The following is a 17,580-nucleotide window of genomic DNA, read 5'->3' on the forward strand; positions in this document are numbered from 1 at the left end:
AATGACGCTTGCTCAGTTGTTTAAGTCGTTCGGTGAACGGTTAGGTTTTGTAAACCATATTGGATTTAAGTGGCGTTTGTTGATAGTGGAATTGATTACTCGGTGAAATCAATTTTATTTCAGGTAAAGCTTAATTCAATGTGTATCAATATAAATACAGTCAAAATTTAAAATAATACTGATGATAAGTAGGAGTCAATGATGAGACGATGGAAACACAAGGTAGCATTAAGCGTGCTGTTTTGTTTTGGTGCCATTGCTAATGCAAACGCTAGTGGTGGAAAATACAATAGCGTACCTGAAATGGGTCATACAGCTAAAGAAGCGATTGCAAATTACAAAGGTACAAAAGAAATCAACGGTGTTAAAACACTACAAGATTATATTGTTCAAGAAGAAGAGTTATTTGATTTCTTGTTCGAAAATCATCCGTTATTTAAATACCAGCAAGAAGGTAACTTAATTGGTGACTACCATATAAGTGACCGTGGTGAAGAATATTTAGATACTGGCCATAGCCCAGATTACAGCTCTAAAGACGGTAAGCCTCGCGCAGTACAATACCGCTTAGGTGCTAAATCAATTTTGGATTACCCAAACAACTTTGTTGGCCCAGAAAAATGTGCTGAATGTCATGCTACTCAGTATGAAAAATGGCAACGTTCGCGCCATGCTAAAACAGTTCGTTTCCCAGGTGAGCATCCAGAAGTTGGTAACGATCTTAAAAAGCCAATGTACGGCACAAAAGATACGTCTATCCTAGCTGACGGTATTACACCAGACGTTATCTATGCAACTATCGGTACTCCACGTACTAAATATGGTTACATCGATGGTTGGTTGGTTCGTGGTACTTACCATATTCGTGACGGCTTACTAAAAGACGGCACTGGTAAAATGGTTGCAGGTGCTAACCAGTTCTCTCGTGGTTGGGCTGAATGGCTCACCGACGATATGGCGAAGAAAATTAACGCTGTTATCCCAGAATTCCCAACAACCCTAGAGGCATTTGGTGGTTCAGGTTCTCATCAAAAAGGCATGAGTTCTTACGGTGCTAAATATGAGAAAGAAATGCTTTTCCAACCAGCAAGTTCTTACTGTGAAATTTGTCACTCATTCAAATTTGACTTCAAGAGCCAGGAAGAGTTCTTCAATGCTTTAGGTAACCCTAAAGAACTTCAAAAGCACACCATCAGTAAAGGTATTGCTTGTGAAGAATGTCACGGCGCAGGCGGTCACTTAGATGGCGGTACTGGTGGCATGCAGTCTAACTGTGAACGTTGTCACCAACGCTTCCAGTACAACCCTGCTCTTATGGACACTCCAGAAAACCAAGAAAAAGGCGAATACGCCTTTGGTGTGAAGATGAAATCTCTTTGCCCATCTTGTGGTACTGAAGGGTCACAAATGTACAGCTCTATGCATTACGAAAAAGGTATGCGTTGTACTACTTGTCATGATCCACATGAAGTTACCGATGGTGACTGGATGTCTGGTTTCACTAAACCTAAGTTGAAAGCAGATTGTAAAGATTGTCATGAATCACAAGCTCTAATCGCTGACAACACGCTTACTCATAACAAGCAAACGTGTCAAAGCTGTCACATGCCTAACATGGGTAGCTGTGAAAACTTCAAGGCAATGCAGTTCCCTGACCAAGCTGGTTTTGACTCTGTACGTAAAGCTCACATGTGGAAAATTGACGTAGATCCTAAGCGTAAAACAATTAACCCACCTGAAGGCAAGCCACGTACTCAAGGTCCTAAAGCAAGCAAAGGTTGGACTATTTCTAAGAATGAAGAAGGTCGTACTTACTTAGACTTAATGTGGTCTTGTGCTCGTACTTCTATCTCTGACCATGATGTAGTTGAAAACCAAGGTTGTCACAGTCAGTTCCAATCAGAACTTGAGACTGGTCTGCACTACGAAGACCAAGAAGAGATCTATGGCGAAGTGATGAAGATGCAAACGCCTGTTAAAGCTGTACACGCTGAAGTGACAGTGGCTCTAGAGCGCATTGACAAGCTTCTTGAAGTAACCAAGTTATCTACTGCTGATAAAACTCAAGTGCTTATGTTGGCTGAAAAGGCTCAAGAAACAATTGACCTAATCACTGATGATGGTTCTTGGGGTGTTCATGGCTTCCGTTACAGCCAGAAACGTCTAGATGCAGCGCTAACTTATGTTACACAAGCGCAAAACATCCTTGATGGTTCAGGTTACGCCGCTAAATAAGCAGCATAACGGTTAATCGTCCCGACACTCAAAACAGTAATACTGAGTGTCGGGGCAATATAGAGAAATATTTATGAAAAAAACACTTGGTCAAATTCTACTTACAATCACATTACTCGCTAGCGCTGCCAATTGTGTTGCCGGTGGTGGCTCTGAAATGGGACCCGCTCCTCACTATGACCAACCGCTAAATACTATCAGCCTCAGAGAAGTGGATAGTTTGTTAGGCCAAGAGGGTGTGTACTTTTTTGACGTCAATACGTTGGAGTTATGGGCACAAGGGTTTATTCCCGGTGCAGTCTATTTCAATGTAAAAGATTGGAAAAAGCTTCTACCAAAAGATAAAGCTTCGCAGATGATTTTTTACTGCGCTAATCGTCTCTGTAATGCAAGTGAAATTGCCGCTCGAGCGGTAATGAAAATGGGCTATACCAACGTAAGACAGATGCCCGATGGAATATATGGTTGGCGGTTATCAAACCGAGTAACAGAAAAACCTTAGCAGATGGATGTTGTGTAACCAATTTTATGAATGAACTTTTTATATAACGAGATGATAAAAATGAAAAAATTTACAAAAACTTCAATAGCTGTTGTGACGGGACTTTCCTTTTTTCTTTCTGCTAGCAGCATGGCAAAAACTGAAATGACAACCGATGTTCAAAAAGAGTCATACAGTATTGGCGCTTCATTAGGTAAGTACGTTTCAAGCCAAATTTACAGCCAAACCCAGCTGGGTGCCGAAGTTGACGTTGCTCTAGTTGTTGAAGGTGTGATGGACGCACTGAAGAATACACCGCAGTTCTCTGACGATGAAATTCTGACTTACCTAAATCAACGTGCTGAAGTTTTAAATGCTGCTAAAGCTGCTGCCATCGAGAAAATCGCACTGAAAAACATGACTGCCGGCAGCAACTTTTTAACCAATAACAAAAAGCTTCCAGGCGTTAAAGTTACCGAGTCTGGCTTGCAATATGAAGTGATCAAAAACGGTGAAGGCCGCAAACCACTAGCTGAAGACGTGGTGACGGTTCATTACAAAGGCTACCTAGTTGATGGTACTGAATTTGATAATTCATACGAACGTAATGAGCCTAACCGCTTTGCGTTAATGAGCGTTATCCCAGGCTGGCAAGAAGGGATCCCATTGATGAATGAGGGTTCTACATACAAGTTTTCAATCCCATCTGAATTAGCCTATGGCAAAGAGCAAGTTGGCATGATTCCACCAAGCTCAACGCTAATTTTTGAAGTGGAGCTAGTTAAGGTGGAAGCACCTGGCGAAAACTCTAAGGGTATGGGTTTAAGTGGTATGGGCATGGGCGGCATGATGGGTAAAGTTCATTAGTCGTTGGCGCTCTTAACTGCTTAGTTTTAAATGAATTAGAGAGTCACTATGAGTATTCTTGCTGTTGGTATTGGGTTTTGTTTAATGTGCACGGTTGCGTTTGTGTGGTTTCACCACCGTCAAGCGCGTCATTTGCAGTTAGCAACACCTGAATTGACAATCGATTCTACGCGCAATACAGACACCGCTGTCGCCGTAAATCGAACTGTACCAACAGCAGTTTCTGTAGTGTTAATTGTTTTACCGTTGGTGATATATAGCCAACTTGGACGTTTCACAGAATGGGACAAAGGAGTTGTTGACGAACACATTGATTATCTGATCGCCGCAGATATCAATAAAAATGCACGGAAAGCGTATGAGCAACCTAACAACGAAATTGCATTATTAAATTTAGCTCAATCCTATACCGAAGGCGGTTTATACGCCAAAGCGGTAGAGACTTTAGACAAGGTACTAGCCCTGAGTGGCGATGACCCTAAAACCCTAGGATTGAAAGCATCTGCTATGTATTACCGCGATAACCGCACCATGAGTATTGAAACCAGTGTCATTCTCGCCAGAGCGTTGGCGTTAGATGAATTTGATTTTCAATCGCTGCTGCTTATCGCAACAGATGCATACCTAAACAAAGACTACGAAAAGGCCATTGCCCATTGGCAGATCTTACTTCGTAGCCCGAGTCAGAGCTTTAATCGAGCTGCGATTAATAATGCAATTTTAAAAACCGAGCAAAAAATAGCTAATCGTTCAGTGACTGCATCTGAGTAAAGTCACACCAATAAAAAACAGGTCAGCGGTACAGCTGATAGATGGAGGATGCTGTGAGTGAAAATATAGAGAGACGGAGGTTCCTTAAGTGTTTGGGAGCCAGCTCTTTGATAATAGCGCCCTTAGGGTGCAGTTCAGTCAAAGAGGAGTCAGATGCAAATAAACCCCATTATGTAATGGTGTTTGACCAGAACAAATGTACTGGTTGTGGTGAGTGTAAGGACATTTGTAATGTCACTAACAACTTGCCAGGTGACAAAGCGCGTTTGGTGATGGAACAACAATCTGGTGGTGTTGCTGGAGCTGCTTGTCCTCATTGCGGTAAAACAGATTGTAACTGCGAACGTAAATATGTACGTGTTTCATGCCAGCAATGTAAAAACGCACCTTGTGTCACTGTTTGTCCTACGGGCGCTGCTCATAGAGATGAAAAGACCGGTATTGTTACCATGGATAAAGCGAAATGTGCAGGTTGTAAATACTGTATTGGTGCTTGCCCATACGATGCGCGCTTCATTAACCATGAGACCGATGTCGCTGAAAACTGTGATTTCTGCTTGAACACTAAGCTAGTCAAAGGTGAGTTGCCAGCTTGTGTACAACAGTGTCGCTATGACGCCTTGATCTTTGGTGATGCAAACGATCCAACCTCTTACGTTAGCAAATTGCTAAGAGTGAAGGATTCGGTACGCATTAAGCCTGGTTTCGGTACCGAGCCAAGCTTGAGATACATACCAATTGTTAAGTTAGGGGTGTAGCTATGGACGGAACTATTGATTTTACTATGGGGTTGTCTGAAGGCATTGCGTGGCCTTGGCCGATTGCTGTCTATCTGTTTTTTGCGGGTATTTCTGGTGGTGCATTAGCGACTGCGATATTTATTCGTTTTTACAAAAAACAGACTGAAAATACTCCATTTTACAAAGCGGCAACCGTTATCTCATTTGTAACAATTGCTGTGGGCATGCTGTGTTTGGTTCTCGATTTGACCAACCCGCTGTTCTTCTGGAAAATTTTGGTTTTCTACAACTTTAACTCTGTGATGTCTGTCGGTGTTGTTGCCTTAACAGTTTATATCCCGTTAACAGCAGTTGTGGCTTTCCTGGCGCTAGAAGACGAAATACGTGCTATTCCTGCACTTAACGTGTTGGCACCGCTATTTGGAATATTGAAAACGGTTCGTAAGCCGATTGAAGTGCTGGTATTAATATTAGCATTAGCAGTGTGTGCTTATACTGGTTTCCTTATTTCAGCGTTGATCCGCTTCCCTATTATAAATACGTCAGTGTTACCGGCGCTATTTATTGCTTCAGGGATGTCAGCGGGTGCAGCATCAGCCAAAATGGTTGCCGTTAAATTCTTCAAAGAAGACCTTCATAGTGATGACATGAACATACTGCATGGTGCTGAATGGCCAATTATGTTTGCAGAAATCATGTTCATTGCAATGATTGCAATGTCTCTACTGACAGGTAATGCTGGCGCACAATACGCGGCAACAGCTTTCACTACCGGTAGTTGGGCTGCGGTATTCTGGATTGGTGTTATTGGTGTTGGTTTTGCTGGTCCAATCTTGTTGAACTTTGCTACGCCTAAGTCATTTAGCCATTCAGCTAAAGCATTTTATGCTTCAGGGCTATGTGCTGTTGCTGGCATGATGTGCCTGCGCTTGTTCATTTTATATGCTGGTCAGAACTTTGCGATTTAATTGTTCGCCGTATATTGATTGATTGTGAGTAGGCTTGCTCCCGATTAACCTGCCCTCCCGGAAGGTTGATAGGGGGTGAGCTGAAAGCCACTATCGTTGTAAAAATAGAGAAAAATAGAGAAAAATAGAGGTCGTTAATGAAAAAACTATTGGGCTTGCTGTTACTACCTTTGTTGTTTGCCTGCGGTCAGAACGCGAGCGATACAGTTGCAGTAGAAGCTCAAGCTATTCATGAACATGATCGCTGCCATATGTGTGGCATGATGATTAAAAAGTTCCCAGGACCTAAAGGTCAAGTTCACCTCAAAGGTAAAGAGTTAACTCCTAAATTCTGTTCAACCCGCGATATGTTTAATTTTGCACTTCAAAGTGAAAATAAGCGTCAAGTGACACACCTTTTTGTTCATGACGTTGCCCAAACAGATTGGATTGCACCTGAAGATAGCGCTTTCATTGATGCTAAAACGGCATGGTACGTATACGGCACGAGTAAAAAAGCCGTTATGGGGCCCGCTGTTGCTAGTTTTGGTAGTAAAGAAGCTGCAGCAGAGTTTGCTGAGCAGTTCGGTGGTATTGTGCTGAGATATGACGATATTGATACCGAGCTACTTGCAGGTAAATAACTCCCGCTAGGTTGACTGTAATGTTAAAAATGGCCCATGTTTTCGCACGTTTTATGATGCTCTGTACGCTAGTATTTAGCCATCCCCTTATCGCGGCAACATGGACCATTAACTCCAGCAGCGAGTTAGCTGCAAAATTATTGACCGCCAACGCTGGCGACACACTTACCCTACTGCCTGCGCATTATCTTGGCCAATTTGAAATCAATAAAGCACTCACCCTAACCGGTCATGAAGGGGCGATTATTGACGCTCAAGGCTCAGGCTGCGCCATCAAGATCGCCGCCAATAATGTCACGATTGACGGCCTCATCATTCAAAATTGGGGCGCTGATTTATACGAGCGTAATGCCGGCATTTTGATTGACGAAAACACCGCCAACATCGCCATTAAGCACAACCAATTGCATGGAGATGGCTTTGGGATCCGTGCTGACCATAGTCAGGCTTTAACCATTAGTCACAACCACATTTCTGGCAATTCGCAACTGCATATCCTCGACAGAGGAGACGGCATCTACCTTAATCGGGTTGAGCAAGCGCTGATCGAATTTAATCACATAAAGCAGGTTAGAGACGGGGTGTATATTGAGTCGAGTAAAGGTAGCTTAGTCACTAATAATCGCTTTTATCAGCAGCAATATGGCATCCATTACATGTACAGCGAAAACGACGAAGCGTACGGTAATTATAGTCAAGATGTCAGTGGTGGCTTTGCCATCATGAGTTCTAAGTCTGTGTACTTACATCATAACTGGGCGCAAAATGCCACCGAGTACGGTGTGCTATTAAATATCACCAATGGTGCCAGAATTGAGTACAACGTACTCCACAATATTCATAACCCCCAAGGTGACGCTACACTAGGCAACGAGGGGCGAGCCATCTTCATTTACGGTGCGCTAGATAACGAAATTCACGGTAATGAGTTTGCCCGCAGCGACATTGGTATTGCCATGGCGATGGGCGGCGAAAAAAACCGAATATATGGCAACAACTTTATTGATAATCTGATTCAGGTAAAATACGTCGGTGACGAATTACTGCAATGGAGCCAGCAAGGGCGCGGTAATTACTGGAGCGGCTATATGGGCTGGGACCACGGACAAGACGGGATTGGTGATCAGCGCTATCAGCCTAATGACTCAATGGATAAGCTGTTTTGGCGTTATCCAGAAGCTAAATTTTTAATGAACAGCCCTATTGTAAGCCTATTGCGTTGGGTAGAGTCGCAGTTGGCGGTATTGAGTGCCACAGGTATTTACGATGACTTTCCATTGATGCAACCCATCACGGTTGAAAATGTATCTAACCCTTTATTTGATGACGTAGTCCATCATCAACCTAACACCGACCTAATAGCCAAAAGTGAGTTTGCCGATGAATAATAATACGAGCCAAGCTGATAACGCGCCCATGGTAAGTGTTGAACATGCCGGTTTACGCTTTGGTGATTTTGATGCATTACAAGACATTAATCTTGAAGTGTATCAAGGGCAAACCCTAGCGTTACTGGGCCATAATGGTGCTGGTAAGTCGAGTTTGATTAAACTGATCCTCGGGTTGATTAAACCCACCTCTGGCCAGTTAACTATTCGGGGAAGCTCGGTTGCAGGGCAGTCGGTTAATTTGGGCTACTTGCCCGAAGATGTGAGCTTTTACGATAAATTAACTGGCAAAGAAGTGCTCAGCTATTTTGCGGCATTAAAAGGGATCCACCCACAACGAGTACAGCAGTTGATTGGTGAATTTGAGCTGGAATACGCTCAGCATCGACAGCTAAAAACCTACTCAAAAGGCATGAAGCAACGCCTAGGTGTGGCTCAAGCTATTTTGTCTAATCCAGATATACTGCTACTTGATGAACCGACCGTTGGGCTTGACCCGCAAGCGTCGCAATTTCTATATGAGAAAATTGAATCACTCAAGCAACAAGGCTGCGCAGTTATTGTGTGTACCCATGAGTTAGCCATTGTAGAGCAGCACCTCGATAGCGCGCTGTTACTGGCTGGCGGTCGTCGTGTTGGCTTTGGCTCGCTTGACGATTTACGCCAAGCCAGTGGCCTTAAGACGCAAATTAAACTCGCCAATTTTGCTGGACTGGTACAGGGCGATACTTATTTACAGTCTTTGAGTCATCAGCAGGCATTATGGGTTGGTGCAGATGAGCGCAAAGCGGTGGTTGAGTATTTGGTACAACAAAAAAATTGCACCGACTTTAACGTTATAGAGCCCAGCTTAGCTGTGATGTATCACCACTTTATGCAGCAACAAGCGCCTAACGTTGCGGCGGTTAACGGCGAACTGACTATGGCCAGCAAGGGTTGGCTACAGTCGTTACAGTCTTTATTTACCTCTACAGCACGCCAGAGCTCATTATGAACCGTACACTATCTACCATGCCCATAGTGGTTATTGCCCATAAAGAGTTGCGTGATAGTTTACGTAACCGCTGGGTTGCATTTATGGGAAGTATTTTTTTACTGTTATCGCTATCAATCACATTTGCAGGTAGCGCTGTAACCGGAGAAGTGGCGTTGCCGCCGTTAGCCAGCTTAATGTCGAGTCTGTCGACAACTGCGGTTTATATTATTCCTCTGGCGGCTATTTTGCTTAGTTACGATAGCTTTGTGGGCGAACAAGAGGCCGGCACGCTACTGTTGTTGCTGTCGTACCCGGTCAGTCGAACCGAAATTTTATTGGGTAAACTGTTAGGGCACGCAGTAGTTATGCTAGTCACGACCAGTTGCGCGTTTGGATTAACTGCAGCGCTATTGTTGATGCTAGGTGGTGATAACTATTCTGCCATAGAAGTGGTTAGCGTATTTTCGCAGTTTATTGTCAGTAGTAATTTACTTGGGCTGACTTTTATCCTGCTTGGTTACATCGTTAGTTTACGTGCCAGTGAAAAAGCCAAAGCAGTCGCTGGGCTGCTGTTTGCTTGGTTCTTCTTTGTGTTGATTTATGATCTGCTATTACTGACGGCATTGGTGTCTGATGTTGGCTTTATGAATGAACAATTGCTTAATATTCTTATCGCGTTGAACCCAACAGACCTCTACCGGGCGATAAATTTAGTTACGGCAGATGCCCATAATAGTGGTACGGCATTGTCTATGATTGCCGATATTGACTACGGATTAGCCGCGCTGTATTTAATGATGTGTGGCTGGGTCGCTGTTTTAACGTTAATTTCTCAGCGAGTATTCAGTCGAAAGCCTCTATAAAAAGGGTAATTGTATCAAGGCAGTTAGATTTAACTGCCTGATGCCAACAAAAAAGCAATGCTAGATCCCAAATCCTTTTCATTTTGTGAACAATGATATCTACTTCGTCACCGGCTTCAATGAATTGCGCTTGTGGTCACATTAGCAATTAATCTCAGTCTCTATAATTTACTGTTAGGTGTCGGTTAACTTTACCCACCTTATTAATTATTTTTTAAGAGGTTAATCTTGCAAACAGTGACTCCCTACCTAGAACTTGATGAGCAAGCCAAGCAATTGGTGGATCGTGCTAATAATACGGTAGTCAGTTTAACGTTTTCAGAATCTGCCGTACTTTATCAATTACTGATAGCTGACAGCGTTTGCGACAAAGAAGCATTGATCGAGGCTGGTTGGCCTGACCGTGTGGTAGCCGCGACCTCTTTAACGCAATGTGTCAGTACGTTACGTAAAAAATTAGAGCCGTATCCAGAAGTGCAGTTAAAAACGGTTGCACGACGTGGCTACCAGCTGCATATTTCTGAGCATTCACATGTAAAGCTGCTGGCTGTGAATGATGCTGCCTCAATCAAAACCGCGTTATTTGATGTTTCCATGCTGGTGAAAATCGGCGGTATTTTGGTTGTATTAGCCCTTTTGTTAGCTTACTGGTATGTCAGTGACTATCACCATACATTTAAAAAAGTGGGCTTGTGGAATGCCGATAGAAATATCAGCCTAAATATTGGCGGAACCAAAGAGACCATTCCGGTTATTTACCAGAGCGATGTTGAGCATTTACATTACTCTATGTGGCAAAAGCACCTAGCGCCAGAATCCAATTTTTTAACTGACTTGGATGCTTTTGGTGGGTATGTGGCAACCGATGGGCATAACTATTCGATGGCAGTTTGCCCAGATAATAGTAAGGGTGAGTGCGCGGGTAATGGATTGATGAACATTACTGCGATAGACCCTAACCCAGCCGGACTGAATATCAATCAGTTTGCTACATTGTCAGAGCGGCTTGAAAACCGTATTCGGTACAATAAGATTATCATTCCCCACGATAATGACGAAAATCAAGAAGGGGATATTACCGAGCACCATTACCATGCGGATGTATATTTCCCTGTGGCAGAAGAGTTACTGGTACGGGCTGATATTAGCTTGTCACTCATTTATGATGCTGACAATACTGGGCTATTTTACTCCGCTATTTGCATTACCGATGAGGATTGCTTAACCACACCAATTAAGTACAAAATCCGCGGTCGGTTTAAGCAGTATCAGCAAAGCCTCGATGGACATAATGTTGATGTGTTTCAAGTTAAGCTGACGCAAAAAGAGTTTATTCGGCCTGAAACTGTCAGCCCATCGGCAATGTATTTTTATCGCGCCATTAGAAAGCACGATATTGTGGACGACGAACTGTATTTTTATCGCATCAGAAATGACGACCAAAGCGCAGTATGGTTGACGCCGATTTTAGGCAGTATTGTGGCTTGGTATAAGTACGACCAAGTGAGAATTTAAATATAAAACGGGGCGCTAAATGCATTTAGCGCCCCGTTTTTGTGTCAGTTACTTGATAAAAGCAAACGCATCACCATAGAGATAATCTTCTTCAACCCCGATAGTTCTAAACACTTCGCGTGCCGCCCCTACCATGTCAAACCGTCCTGCAATGTAGATGTCGTAACCACTGAGGTTGTCAAAATCTGTTTTTATTTGCGTTAACAAGTTGGCTTGCTTGCCATTCCAATCGTTGGGTGCTTCTTCTGCTACGGCCACAAAGTGCAACCAAGGGTGCGCTTCATGCCATTGGCGCGCAATGGTTTCGTAATACATAGCATCTGGATTGCGGCAACCCCAATAGAAAGTGGTTTCAACGGTTTGTCCAAGCGCGATTTGCTGTTCAATAATGCTCTTAATGTAAGAGAAGCCTGTGCCACCGGCAATCAGTAAACGTGGGCGAGTGCTGTCTTGGCGCAAGTGGGCCGTACCACCGGGTACTTCGATGTCGATGGTGTCGTCATTAGCCAAACACGCTTGTAAGCGCTCGACGACTTGCATCGGGTAGCTTTCGTTCACTGCGGCACCAATGTGTAATTCAATGCTGTGACTATTTGGTGCAGAGGCGATAGAAAATGGGCGTTTGTCTTTTTCGCCCATGACGACGCAAAGGTATTGCCCTGCTTTGAAATCAAAGGCGACAGCTGGTGTTAATATGACCTGAAATACCGCGTCATTAAACGGGGCGACTTTTTCAATCTTACAGCTAATGGTGTTCATCTTAATTCCTTGACGAGCCGCTCTTTGGCGGCTTATTCAGCATTAATTTAGCGTACGGCGTAGGGCAATACAGTGTTATAGCGTTGGCGCGTCATCGATGCCGAGATCGCTCCATATAGCATCAACTTTTTGTTTTACAGCATCATCCATCACAATAGGCGTACCCCATTCACGGTCGGTTTCACCCTCCCATTTATTGGTGGCATCCATTCCCATTTTTGAACCTAGTCCTGCCACAGGAGATGCAAAATCGAGGTAATCGATAGGGGTGTTTTCTATCATAACGGTGTCGCGTTTTGGATCCATGCGGGTGGTAATAGCCCAGATCACATCGTTCCAATCGCGGCAGTTAACGTCTTCATCAACCACGACAATAAATTTGGTGTACATAAATTGGCGCAAGAACGACCACGCGCCCATCATGACGCGTTTGGCGTGCCCTGGGTATTGTTTACGAATTGAAATCACAGCCATGCGGTATGAACACCCTTCAGGCGGTAAGTAAAAATCGAGGATCTCAGGGTACTGCTTGCGTAAAATGGGCACAAAAACTTCGTTCAGCGCCACACCTAGCATTGCAGGCTCATCAGGTGGACGGCCAGTATAGGTGCTGTGGTAAATAGCGTCTTTGCGGTGAGTAATATGAGTAACGGTAAACACTGGAAAAGAGTCGGTTTCATTGTAGTAACCTGTGTGGTCACCATAAGGGCCTTCTTCAGCGGTTTCGTCGGGGTCGATATAACCTTCGAGAATGATTTCACTGGTTGCAGGTACTTCGAGGTTGCAGCTTAACGCTTTGCAAACCTCGGTGCGCTCACCTCGCAATAGACCGGCAAAAGCATATTCGCTCATGGCGTCAGGTACGGGAGTAACGGCGCCTAAAATAGTGACAGGATCGGCACCTAGTGCAACCACTACGGGGTAGCGTTCACCGGGGTGTTTTTCTTTAAAATCTTTAAAGTCTAATGCGCCGCCACGATGGTCGAGCCAGCGCATAATCAGTTTATCTTTACTGAGTAATTGTTGGCGGTAGATCCCCAAGTTTTGGCGCTTTTGACGCGGCCCTTTAGTGATGGTGAGTCCCCAGGTCACTAGTGGTGCGACATCGCCTGGCCAGCAGTGCTGAATAGGTAACTGGGTTAAATCAACCTGTTCACCAGTTTTTATCACTTGTTGGCAAGGTGGGTTACGCACAGTTTTTGGCGGCATGTTTAACGCTTGTTTAAACATTGGGATTTTTGAAATGGCATCTTTAAAGCCGCGAGGTGGTTCTGGCTCTTTTAAAAATGCCAGTAATTCGCCTACTTCTCTAAGCGCTATCGGATCGTCTTTTCCTAGCGCCATGGCGACTCGTTTTGGGGTGCCAAATAAGTTTGCCAATACCGGCATATCATTACCGACTGGGTTTTCGAACAACAGCGCCGGACCTTTGGCGCGCAACACACGATCGGCGATCTCTGTCATTTCCAGATGAGGATCGACAGGATGACTAATACGCTTAAGCTCACCAGTGCTTTCTAGGTGGTCTATAAAGCTGCGTAAATCCTTATAACTCATAGGGGAATTCTCATCGTTATAAACTGTGATATGGCGCGCACTATAGCATTATTAACGTAGGCGTTAAACGCCTGTTAATGAAACAGTGGTGTGGTATTAAGTGATTGATTCGCTGAGTCTCAGCAGTGGCGTGGTTGCAGCATATTTTGAGATTAAAACCGCTAGTGCAGGTCATGTTTTGCTAATATATCTTAAGCGGGAGGTGTAACGCGATGAAACAGATTTTAACCAGTATAACTGTAGCAATGTGCTTGTCAGTATGGGGGCTTGGCGCAGCATTAGCTGAGCCAGAGGACGGATTGTTTAGTATGATTTCATACGCCAAACAAGGTGCGATCTCAGGCCGATATTTTGGATTAAGTTATGGTGTAAGTCAGCGCGCGCGTTTAGGTTTTTACAACCGCTGGAATGAGCCTCTTTATCGTGGCCGATATTATTCGTCTTGGGGTTACCAAAGAGACCTTTGGCGATATTCGCAGCAACGGTATCGCCAGCCAAAACCAAAGGCCCTTGCCGCACCAATCACGGTGACCACCAGTATGAGTTATAGCAGTGGTCTGCCACGATTGCCTGACAATGCCCGAGTGGTTCATAAAGGCGGGCGCACGGCGTATCTGTGGCAAGGCGTTGAGTATGTTTTTGACTGGCCAAGTCAAAGCTACGTGCAGCTTGAGTCGGTAACTCAAGAGTAAGGTGGAGCGCTTAAAGCTGACCCGTCGGTGATAATGGACGGTGTTTGAGGCGTGATGATTGCAGCACTCGCGCAATATGGTCGATCAACATTCGCAAGCCATCGTTGAGGTAGTGGCGAGAACGATACACAGCGAATAGTTCGCGTTCTACATAATATTGGCTATCAAATAAAATGCGGTATCCCCCTTGGGTTATCCGGCTAAGCCAACGCTCTGGAACCATACTTATTCCAAACCCTGCTAACATCCATTGAGTTGATATTTGATGCGAATCTACGGTCATATTGGGTTTGATATCAATCAAACCATGCTCACCGTTGGCATGGTTCCATTTCCAGCATTTAGTCTCACTGCCAGTAAATAGTGTGGAAATTAATTTGTGGTTAGCAAGCTCGCTCAGCGTTGCGGGCTCACCATAGCGAGCTAAATAATCAGTCGCTGCGCAAAAGTATTCGCGTGCGCTGCCAAGTGGCCGCGCAATGAGGTCTTTATCTGTAGGCTGTATTGGCGTAAAGGTGATATCACACCCTTCCATACTCGACATGTAACGAGGTGGAATGGTTAATATTTTGAGTTTTAAATTGGGAAACTTTTCTTGGATCTCCATTAACACCAATTCCGACAATAAGTAGGCTGCGGGTTGGTGCATGCCAATTACGACCTCACCTTGCAACAGGTTTGCACAAGGTCCTATCGAGTCAATCGCTTCTCGGTATCGATTCACCAAGTCTTCAATCTTTGGCAGAAATGCTTCGCCTTGCGGGGTCAGTTCTACCACCTTGCTATGGCAAGCAATTAACGAGCAGCCAGTTTCTAACTCGAGGCTTTTTAAGCGGCGAGTGATTGTTGATGGGTTGCAGTCTAACAGTTCTGCACTTCGCGATAGGCATAATGTTTTTGATACTGAAATGAAGGTTTCAAACGTGCGTAGCGTTTTAATTTCCATGCTGTTCTCAAGTTTTATTCACGAAAACAAAATACTAAAAAATGGCCGGTTTTAGTGTGAGTTAGCGCCTACTATACGAACAAGTTTTGTTTTGTAGAAAAGCAGTACCTTAAACGTTATCAACATTTTATGAGGAAAGGTTGCTTGGTTATTGGCTTAGATGGTCGTCATTGAGATAAATAAAGCGCCGCAAGCTTGGCGGCGATCATGTTGCGCTAACAAAGCGTGACCAAGGCCAGTTTTCGCTTTGCAAAAAACGCAATGTTACTGGCTAATTTATCCTGTGTTGTCTTTTAGGTCATCTATTTATGATGTTGTCACGCTCAATTTTAGTCGCATATAAATGATTAATTAAAGGGAACCATCATGTTTAAAAAGACACTTCTCGCCGCTGCGTTAACAACTGTCGCATTATCTGCAACCGCGGGTAAATTTAATGCTATCAAGCCGCCACCTGCACAAGGTCAGTTAGGTTCGGTAGTCGTTAATCCATATGGTTATGCACCTCAAGCTGCCGTGGTTGACTTGGGAGGGCATAGTATTGAAGCCGCTAAAGTCATGGTGCATGGCAAGGGGAAAAACGGGGTAGATATTACTTATGACGTTAGTCGCGAGACGATCTTAAACCATAATGGTGTGCCTATTTTTGGTTTGTATGCTGACTTTGATAATACCGTCACGCTTGAATATGTTAAAAACGGCAAACAAGTTAAAGAAGATTACTCCATTTGGACCTTGCCTCAACAGGGTAACGCTGTGGTTAATGGTGTTGTTGGTAATTTCCCGACGGTGGATGTTAAAAAGGTCGATAAAGCATTTAAAGACCGCCTCTATATGGTTAATTACCTGCTACCCACACCAGGTGCTTATGACTTAACTTGGAAAGGCGACATGGGGGCGATGAACTGGGATCGACACTCCATGACTTATATTGTCGACACACAAGGTGAAAGTCGCTGGACGCTCGATACCAATAAAATTCACAACTCATACGAAATGGGCAAGCGCGGGATCATTATGGGGATCCACCAAATGGACAATGGTGACATTGTGTTTGGTCAAGGGCAGAAGATTTACCGTTTTGATATGTTTGGTAAAAAAATCTTTGAATGGGATCTACCTCGCGGGTATCAAGACTTTTCACATGACATGAAAGCGATGCCCAATGGTCATTATATTGTGCGCGCGGCCAAGACCAATTATCTACGTGAAGACGGAAAGCGTGTTCATACTATCCGTGACCACATCTTAGAGATAGATCAAAATGGCAAGCTGGTTGAAGTGTGGGATCTCAACAAGATCCTCGATCCAATGCGTGATGACTTACTCAAGGCATTAAATGCTGGTGCAGTATGCTTAAATATTGATGAAGACAAGATGGGTAAAAAAGCAGATATCGAACCTGACGCGCCATTTGGTGACATTCCGGGAGTTGGAGCCGGTCGTAACTGGGCTCATGTAAATTCCGTCGATTACGATGCTGAAGATGATGCTATTATTTTGTCGCTACGCCACCAAGGTAACGTTAAGATTGGTCGTGACAAAGAGGTTAAATGGATCTTGTCACCATCAGCGGGTTGGAAAGGAGATTTAGCCACTAAACTGCTGACACCTATCGACAGTAAAGGCCGTAAACTCGCTTGTAATGAGCGTGGTGAGTGTGAAGGTGATTTCGACTTTACCTATACTCAACATACTACCTGGTTGAATGGTAAAACTTACCGAGATGACGATGTGTTAGGCATCGTGTCGTTTGATAATGGCGATGGTCGTCACTTAGATCAACCTGCTATGCCAAGCATGAAATATTCCCGTGGCGTTGAATACAAGATCAACGAAAAAGACATGACGGTTGAACAAACATGGCAATACGGTAAAGAGCGTGGTTTTGATTGGTATTCAGTTGTCACCTCAAATACACGCTACATGGCAGATAGAGACACGATGGAAATGTTCTCAGCCAATGTGCACATGTCAGTTAAAGGTGAACCCACTGGCGCGATTTTAAATGAAATCGATTACAAGACTAAAGATGTAAAAGTTGAGATGCAGTTTAAATGGTTGATGCCTAGAAACACGGCGTACCGAGCTAAATCGATTGATATTAATAAAATAGCGCAATAGCCACTAACGGCTTTAAATACAAAAGGTCACCCCAGTGTTGGGGTGACCTTTTGCGTTAAATTACGCCAGCAGAAT

General features: G+C 44.1%; 16 protein-coding genes. 13 read left to right on the top strand and 3 right to left on the bottom strand.

All coding sequences use genetic code 11. The annotated features are described in order from the left end of the window. Positions 1–201 precede the first annotated feature (201 nt). From RGE70_RS01400 to RGE70_RS01450, 11 genes are all read left to right on the top strand, one after another. A complete protein-coding gene (locus RGE70_RS01400) occupies positions 202–2,235 on the top strand; it encodes a multiheme c-type cytochrome (RefSeq protein ID WP_310472889.1) in 2,034 nt (677 codons plus the stop codon). Positions 2,236–2,308: 73 nt separating this feature from the next. Next, the gene (locus RGE70_RS01405; protein ID WP_310469769.1) at positions 2,309–2,737 is read left to right on the top strand and encodes a rhodanese-like domain-containing protein; all 429 of its coding nucleotides are present in this window, start codon (positions 2,309–2,311) and stop codon (positions 2,735–2,737) included. 60 nt (positions 2,738–2,797) lie between these two features. Further along, positions 2,798–3,583, top strand: a complete 786-nt coding sequence (locus RGE70_RS01410) for an FKBP-type peptidyl-prolyl cis-trans isomerase (RefSeq protein WP_310469770.1) — start codon at positions 2,798–2,800, stop codon at positions 3,581–3,583. 48 nt (positions 3,584–3,631) lie between these two features. Next, positions 3,632–4,354, top strand: coding sequence for a tetratricopeptide repeat protein (locus tag RGE70_RS01415; protein WP_310469771.1), 723 nt, complete (start codon positions 3,632–3,634; stop codon positions 4,352–4,354). 53 nt (positions 4,355–4,407) lie between these two features. Continuing rightward, a complete protein-coding gene (locus tag RGE70_RS01420; RefSeq protein WP_310469772.1) occupies positions 4,408–5,112 on the top strand; it encodes a 4Fe-4S dicluster domain-containing protein in 705 nt (234 codons plus the stop codon). Positions 5,113–5,114: 2 nt separating this feature from the next. Next, positions 5,115–6,062 (top strand): NrfD/PsrC family molybdoenzyme membrane anchor subunit, encoded by a 948-nt coding sequence (nrfD, locus tag RGE70_RS01425; protein WP_310469773.1) that lies wholly within the window; start codon positions 5,115–5,117, stop codon positions 6,060–6,062. 137 nt (positions 6,063–6,199) lie between these two features. Next, the gene (locus tag RGE70_RS01430) at positions 6,200–6,685 is read left to right on the top strand and encodes a nitrous oxide reductase accessory protein NosL (protein WP_310469774.1); all 486 of its coding nucleotides are present in this window, start codon (positions 6,200–6,202) and stop codon (positions 6,683–6,685) included. A 20-nt stretch (positions 6,686–6,705) separates the two neighbouring features. Next, positions 6,706–8,073: a nitrous oxide reductase family maturation protein NosD gene (gene nosD / locus RGE70_RS01435; protein ID WP_310469775.1), complete on the top strand. Its 1,368-nt coding sequence runs from the start codon at positions 6,706–6,708 to the stop codon at positions 8,071–8,073. Next, on the top strand, positions 8,066–9,067 hold the full coding sequence (locus tag RGE70_RS01440) for an ABC transporter ATP-binding protein (protein ID WP_310469776.1): 1,002 nt from the start codon (positions 8,066–8,068) through the stop codon (positions 9,065–9,067). The genes nosD and RGE70_RS01440 overlap by 8 nt, the downstream gene beginning before the upstream one ends. After that, on the top strand, positions 9,064–9,912 hold the full coding sequence (locus RGE70_RS01445; protein WP_310469777.1) for an ABC transporter permease: 849 nt from the start codon (positions 9,064–9,066) through the stop codon (positions 9,910–9,912). Before RGE70_RS01440 ends, RGE70_RS01445 begins: the two co-directional genes overlap by 4 nt. Positions 9,913–10,140: 228 nt before the next feature. Then, complete coding sequence (locus RGE70_RS01450) at positions 10,141–11,427, top strand: winged helix-turn-helix domain-containing protein (protein ID WP_310469778.1); 1,287 nt, start codon at positions 10,141–10,143, stop codon at positions 11,425–11,427. Positions 11,428–11,475: 48 nt separating this feature from the next. Here RGE70_RS01450 and fre read toward each other — a convergent pair whose 3' ends face one another. Together fre and ubiD are read right to left on the bottom strand one after the other, a co-directional pair. Continuing rightward, the gene (fre, locus tag RGE70_RS01455) at positions 11,476–12,186 is read right to left on the bottom strand and encodes an NAD(P)H-flavin reductase (RefSeq protein WP_310469779.1); all 711 of its coding nucleotides are present in this window, start codon (positions 12,184–12,186) and stop codon (positions 11,476–11,478) included. Between the two features lie 75 nt (positions 12,187–12,261). Next, positions 12,262–13,743, bottom strand: a complete 1,482-nt coding sequence (gene ubiD / locus RGE70_RS01460) for a 4-hydroxy-3-polyprenylbenzoate decarboxylase (RefSeq protein WP_310469780.1) — start codon at positions 13,741–13,743, stop codon at positions 12,262–12,264. Between the two features lie 212 nt (positions 13,744–13,955). Here ubiD and RGE70_RS01465 point away from each other — a divergent pair, with 212 nt between their 5' ends. Beyond that, positions 13,956–14,435 carry a hypothetical protein gene (locus RGE70_RS01465; protein WP_310469782.1) on the top strand — a complete coding sequence of 160 codons (480 nt, stop codon included), beginning with the start codon at positions 13,956–13,958 and terminating at the stop codon, positions 14,433–14,435. A gap of 10 nt (positions 14,436–14,445) precedes the next feature. Here RGE70_RS01465 and RGE70_RS01470 read toward each other — a convergent pair whose 3' ends face one another. Continuing rightward, positions 14,446–15,381, bottom strand: coding sequence for a LysR family transcriptional regulator (locus RGE70_RS01470; RefSeq protein WP_310469783.1), 936 nt, complete (start codon positions 15,379–15,381; stop codon positions 14,446–14,448). Positions 15,382–15,747: 366 nt separating this feature from the next. Here RGE70_RS01470 and RGE70_RS01475 point away from each other — a divergent pair, with 366 nt between their 5' ends. Beyond that, the gene (locus RGE70_RS01475) at positions 15,748–17,505 is read left to right on the top strand and encodes an aryl-sulfate sulfotransferase (protein WP_310469784.1); all 1,758 of its coding nucleotides are present in this window, start codon (positions 15,748–15,750) and stop codon (positions 17,503–17,505) included. Positions 17,506–17,580 lie beyond the last annotated feature (75 nt).

Origin of the sequence: Shewanella youngdeokensis, assembly GCF_033180165.1 — a bacterium.
Lineage (GTDB): Bacteria > Pseudomonadota > Gammaproteobacteria > Enterobacterales > Shewanellaceae > Shewanella > Shewanella youngdeokensis.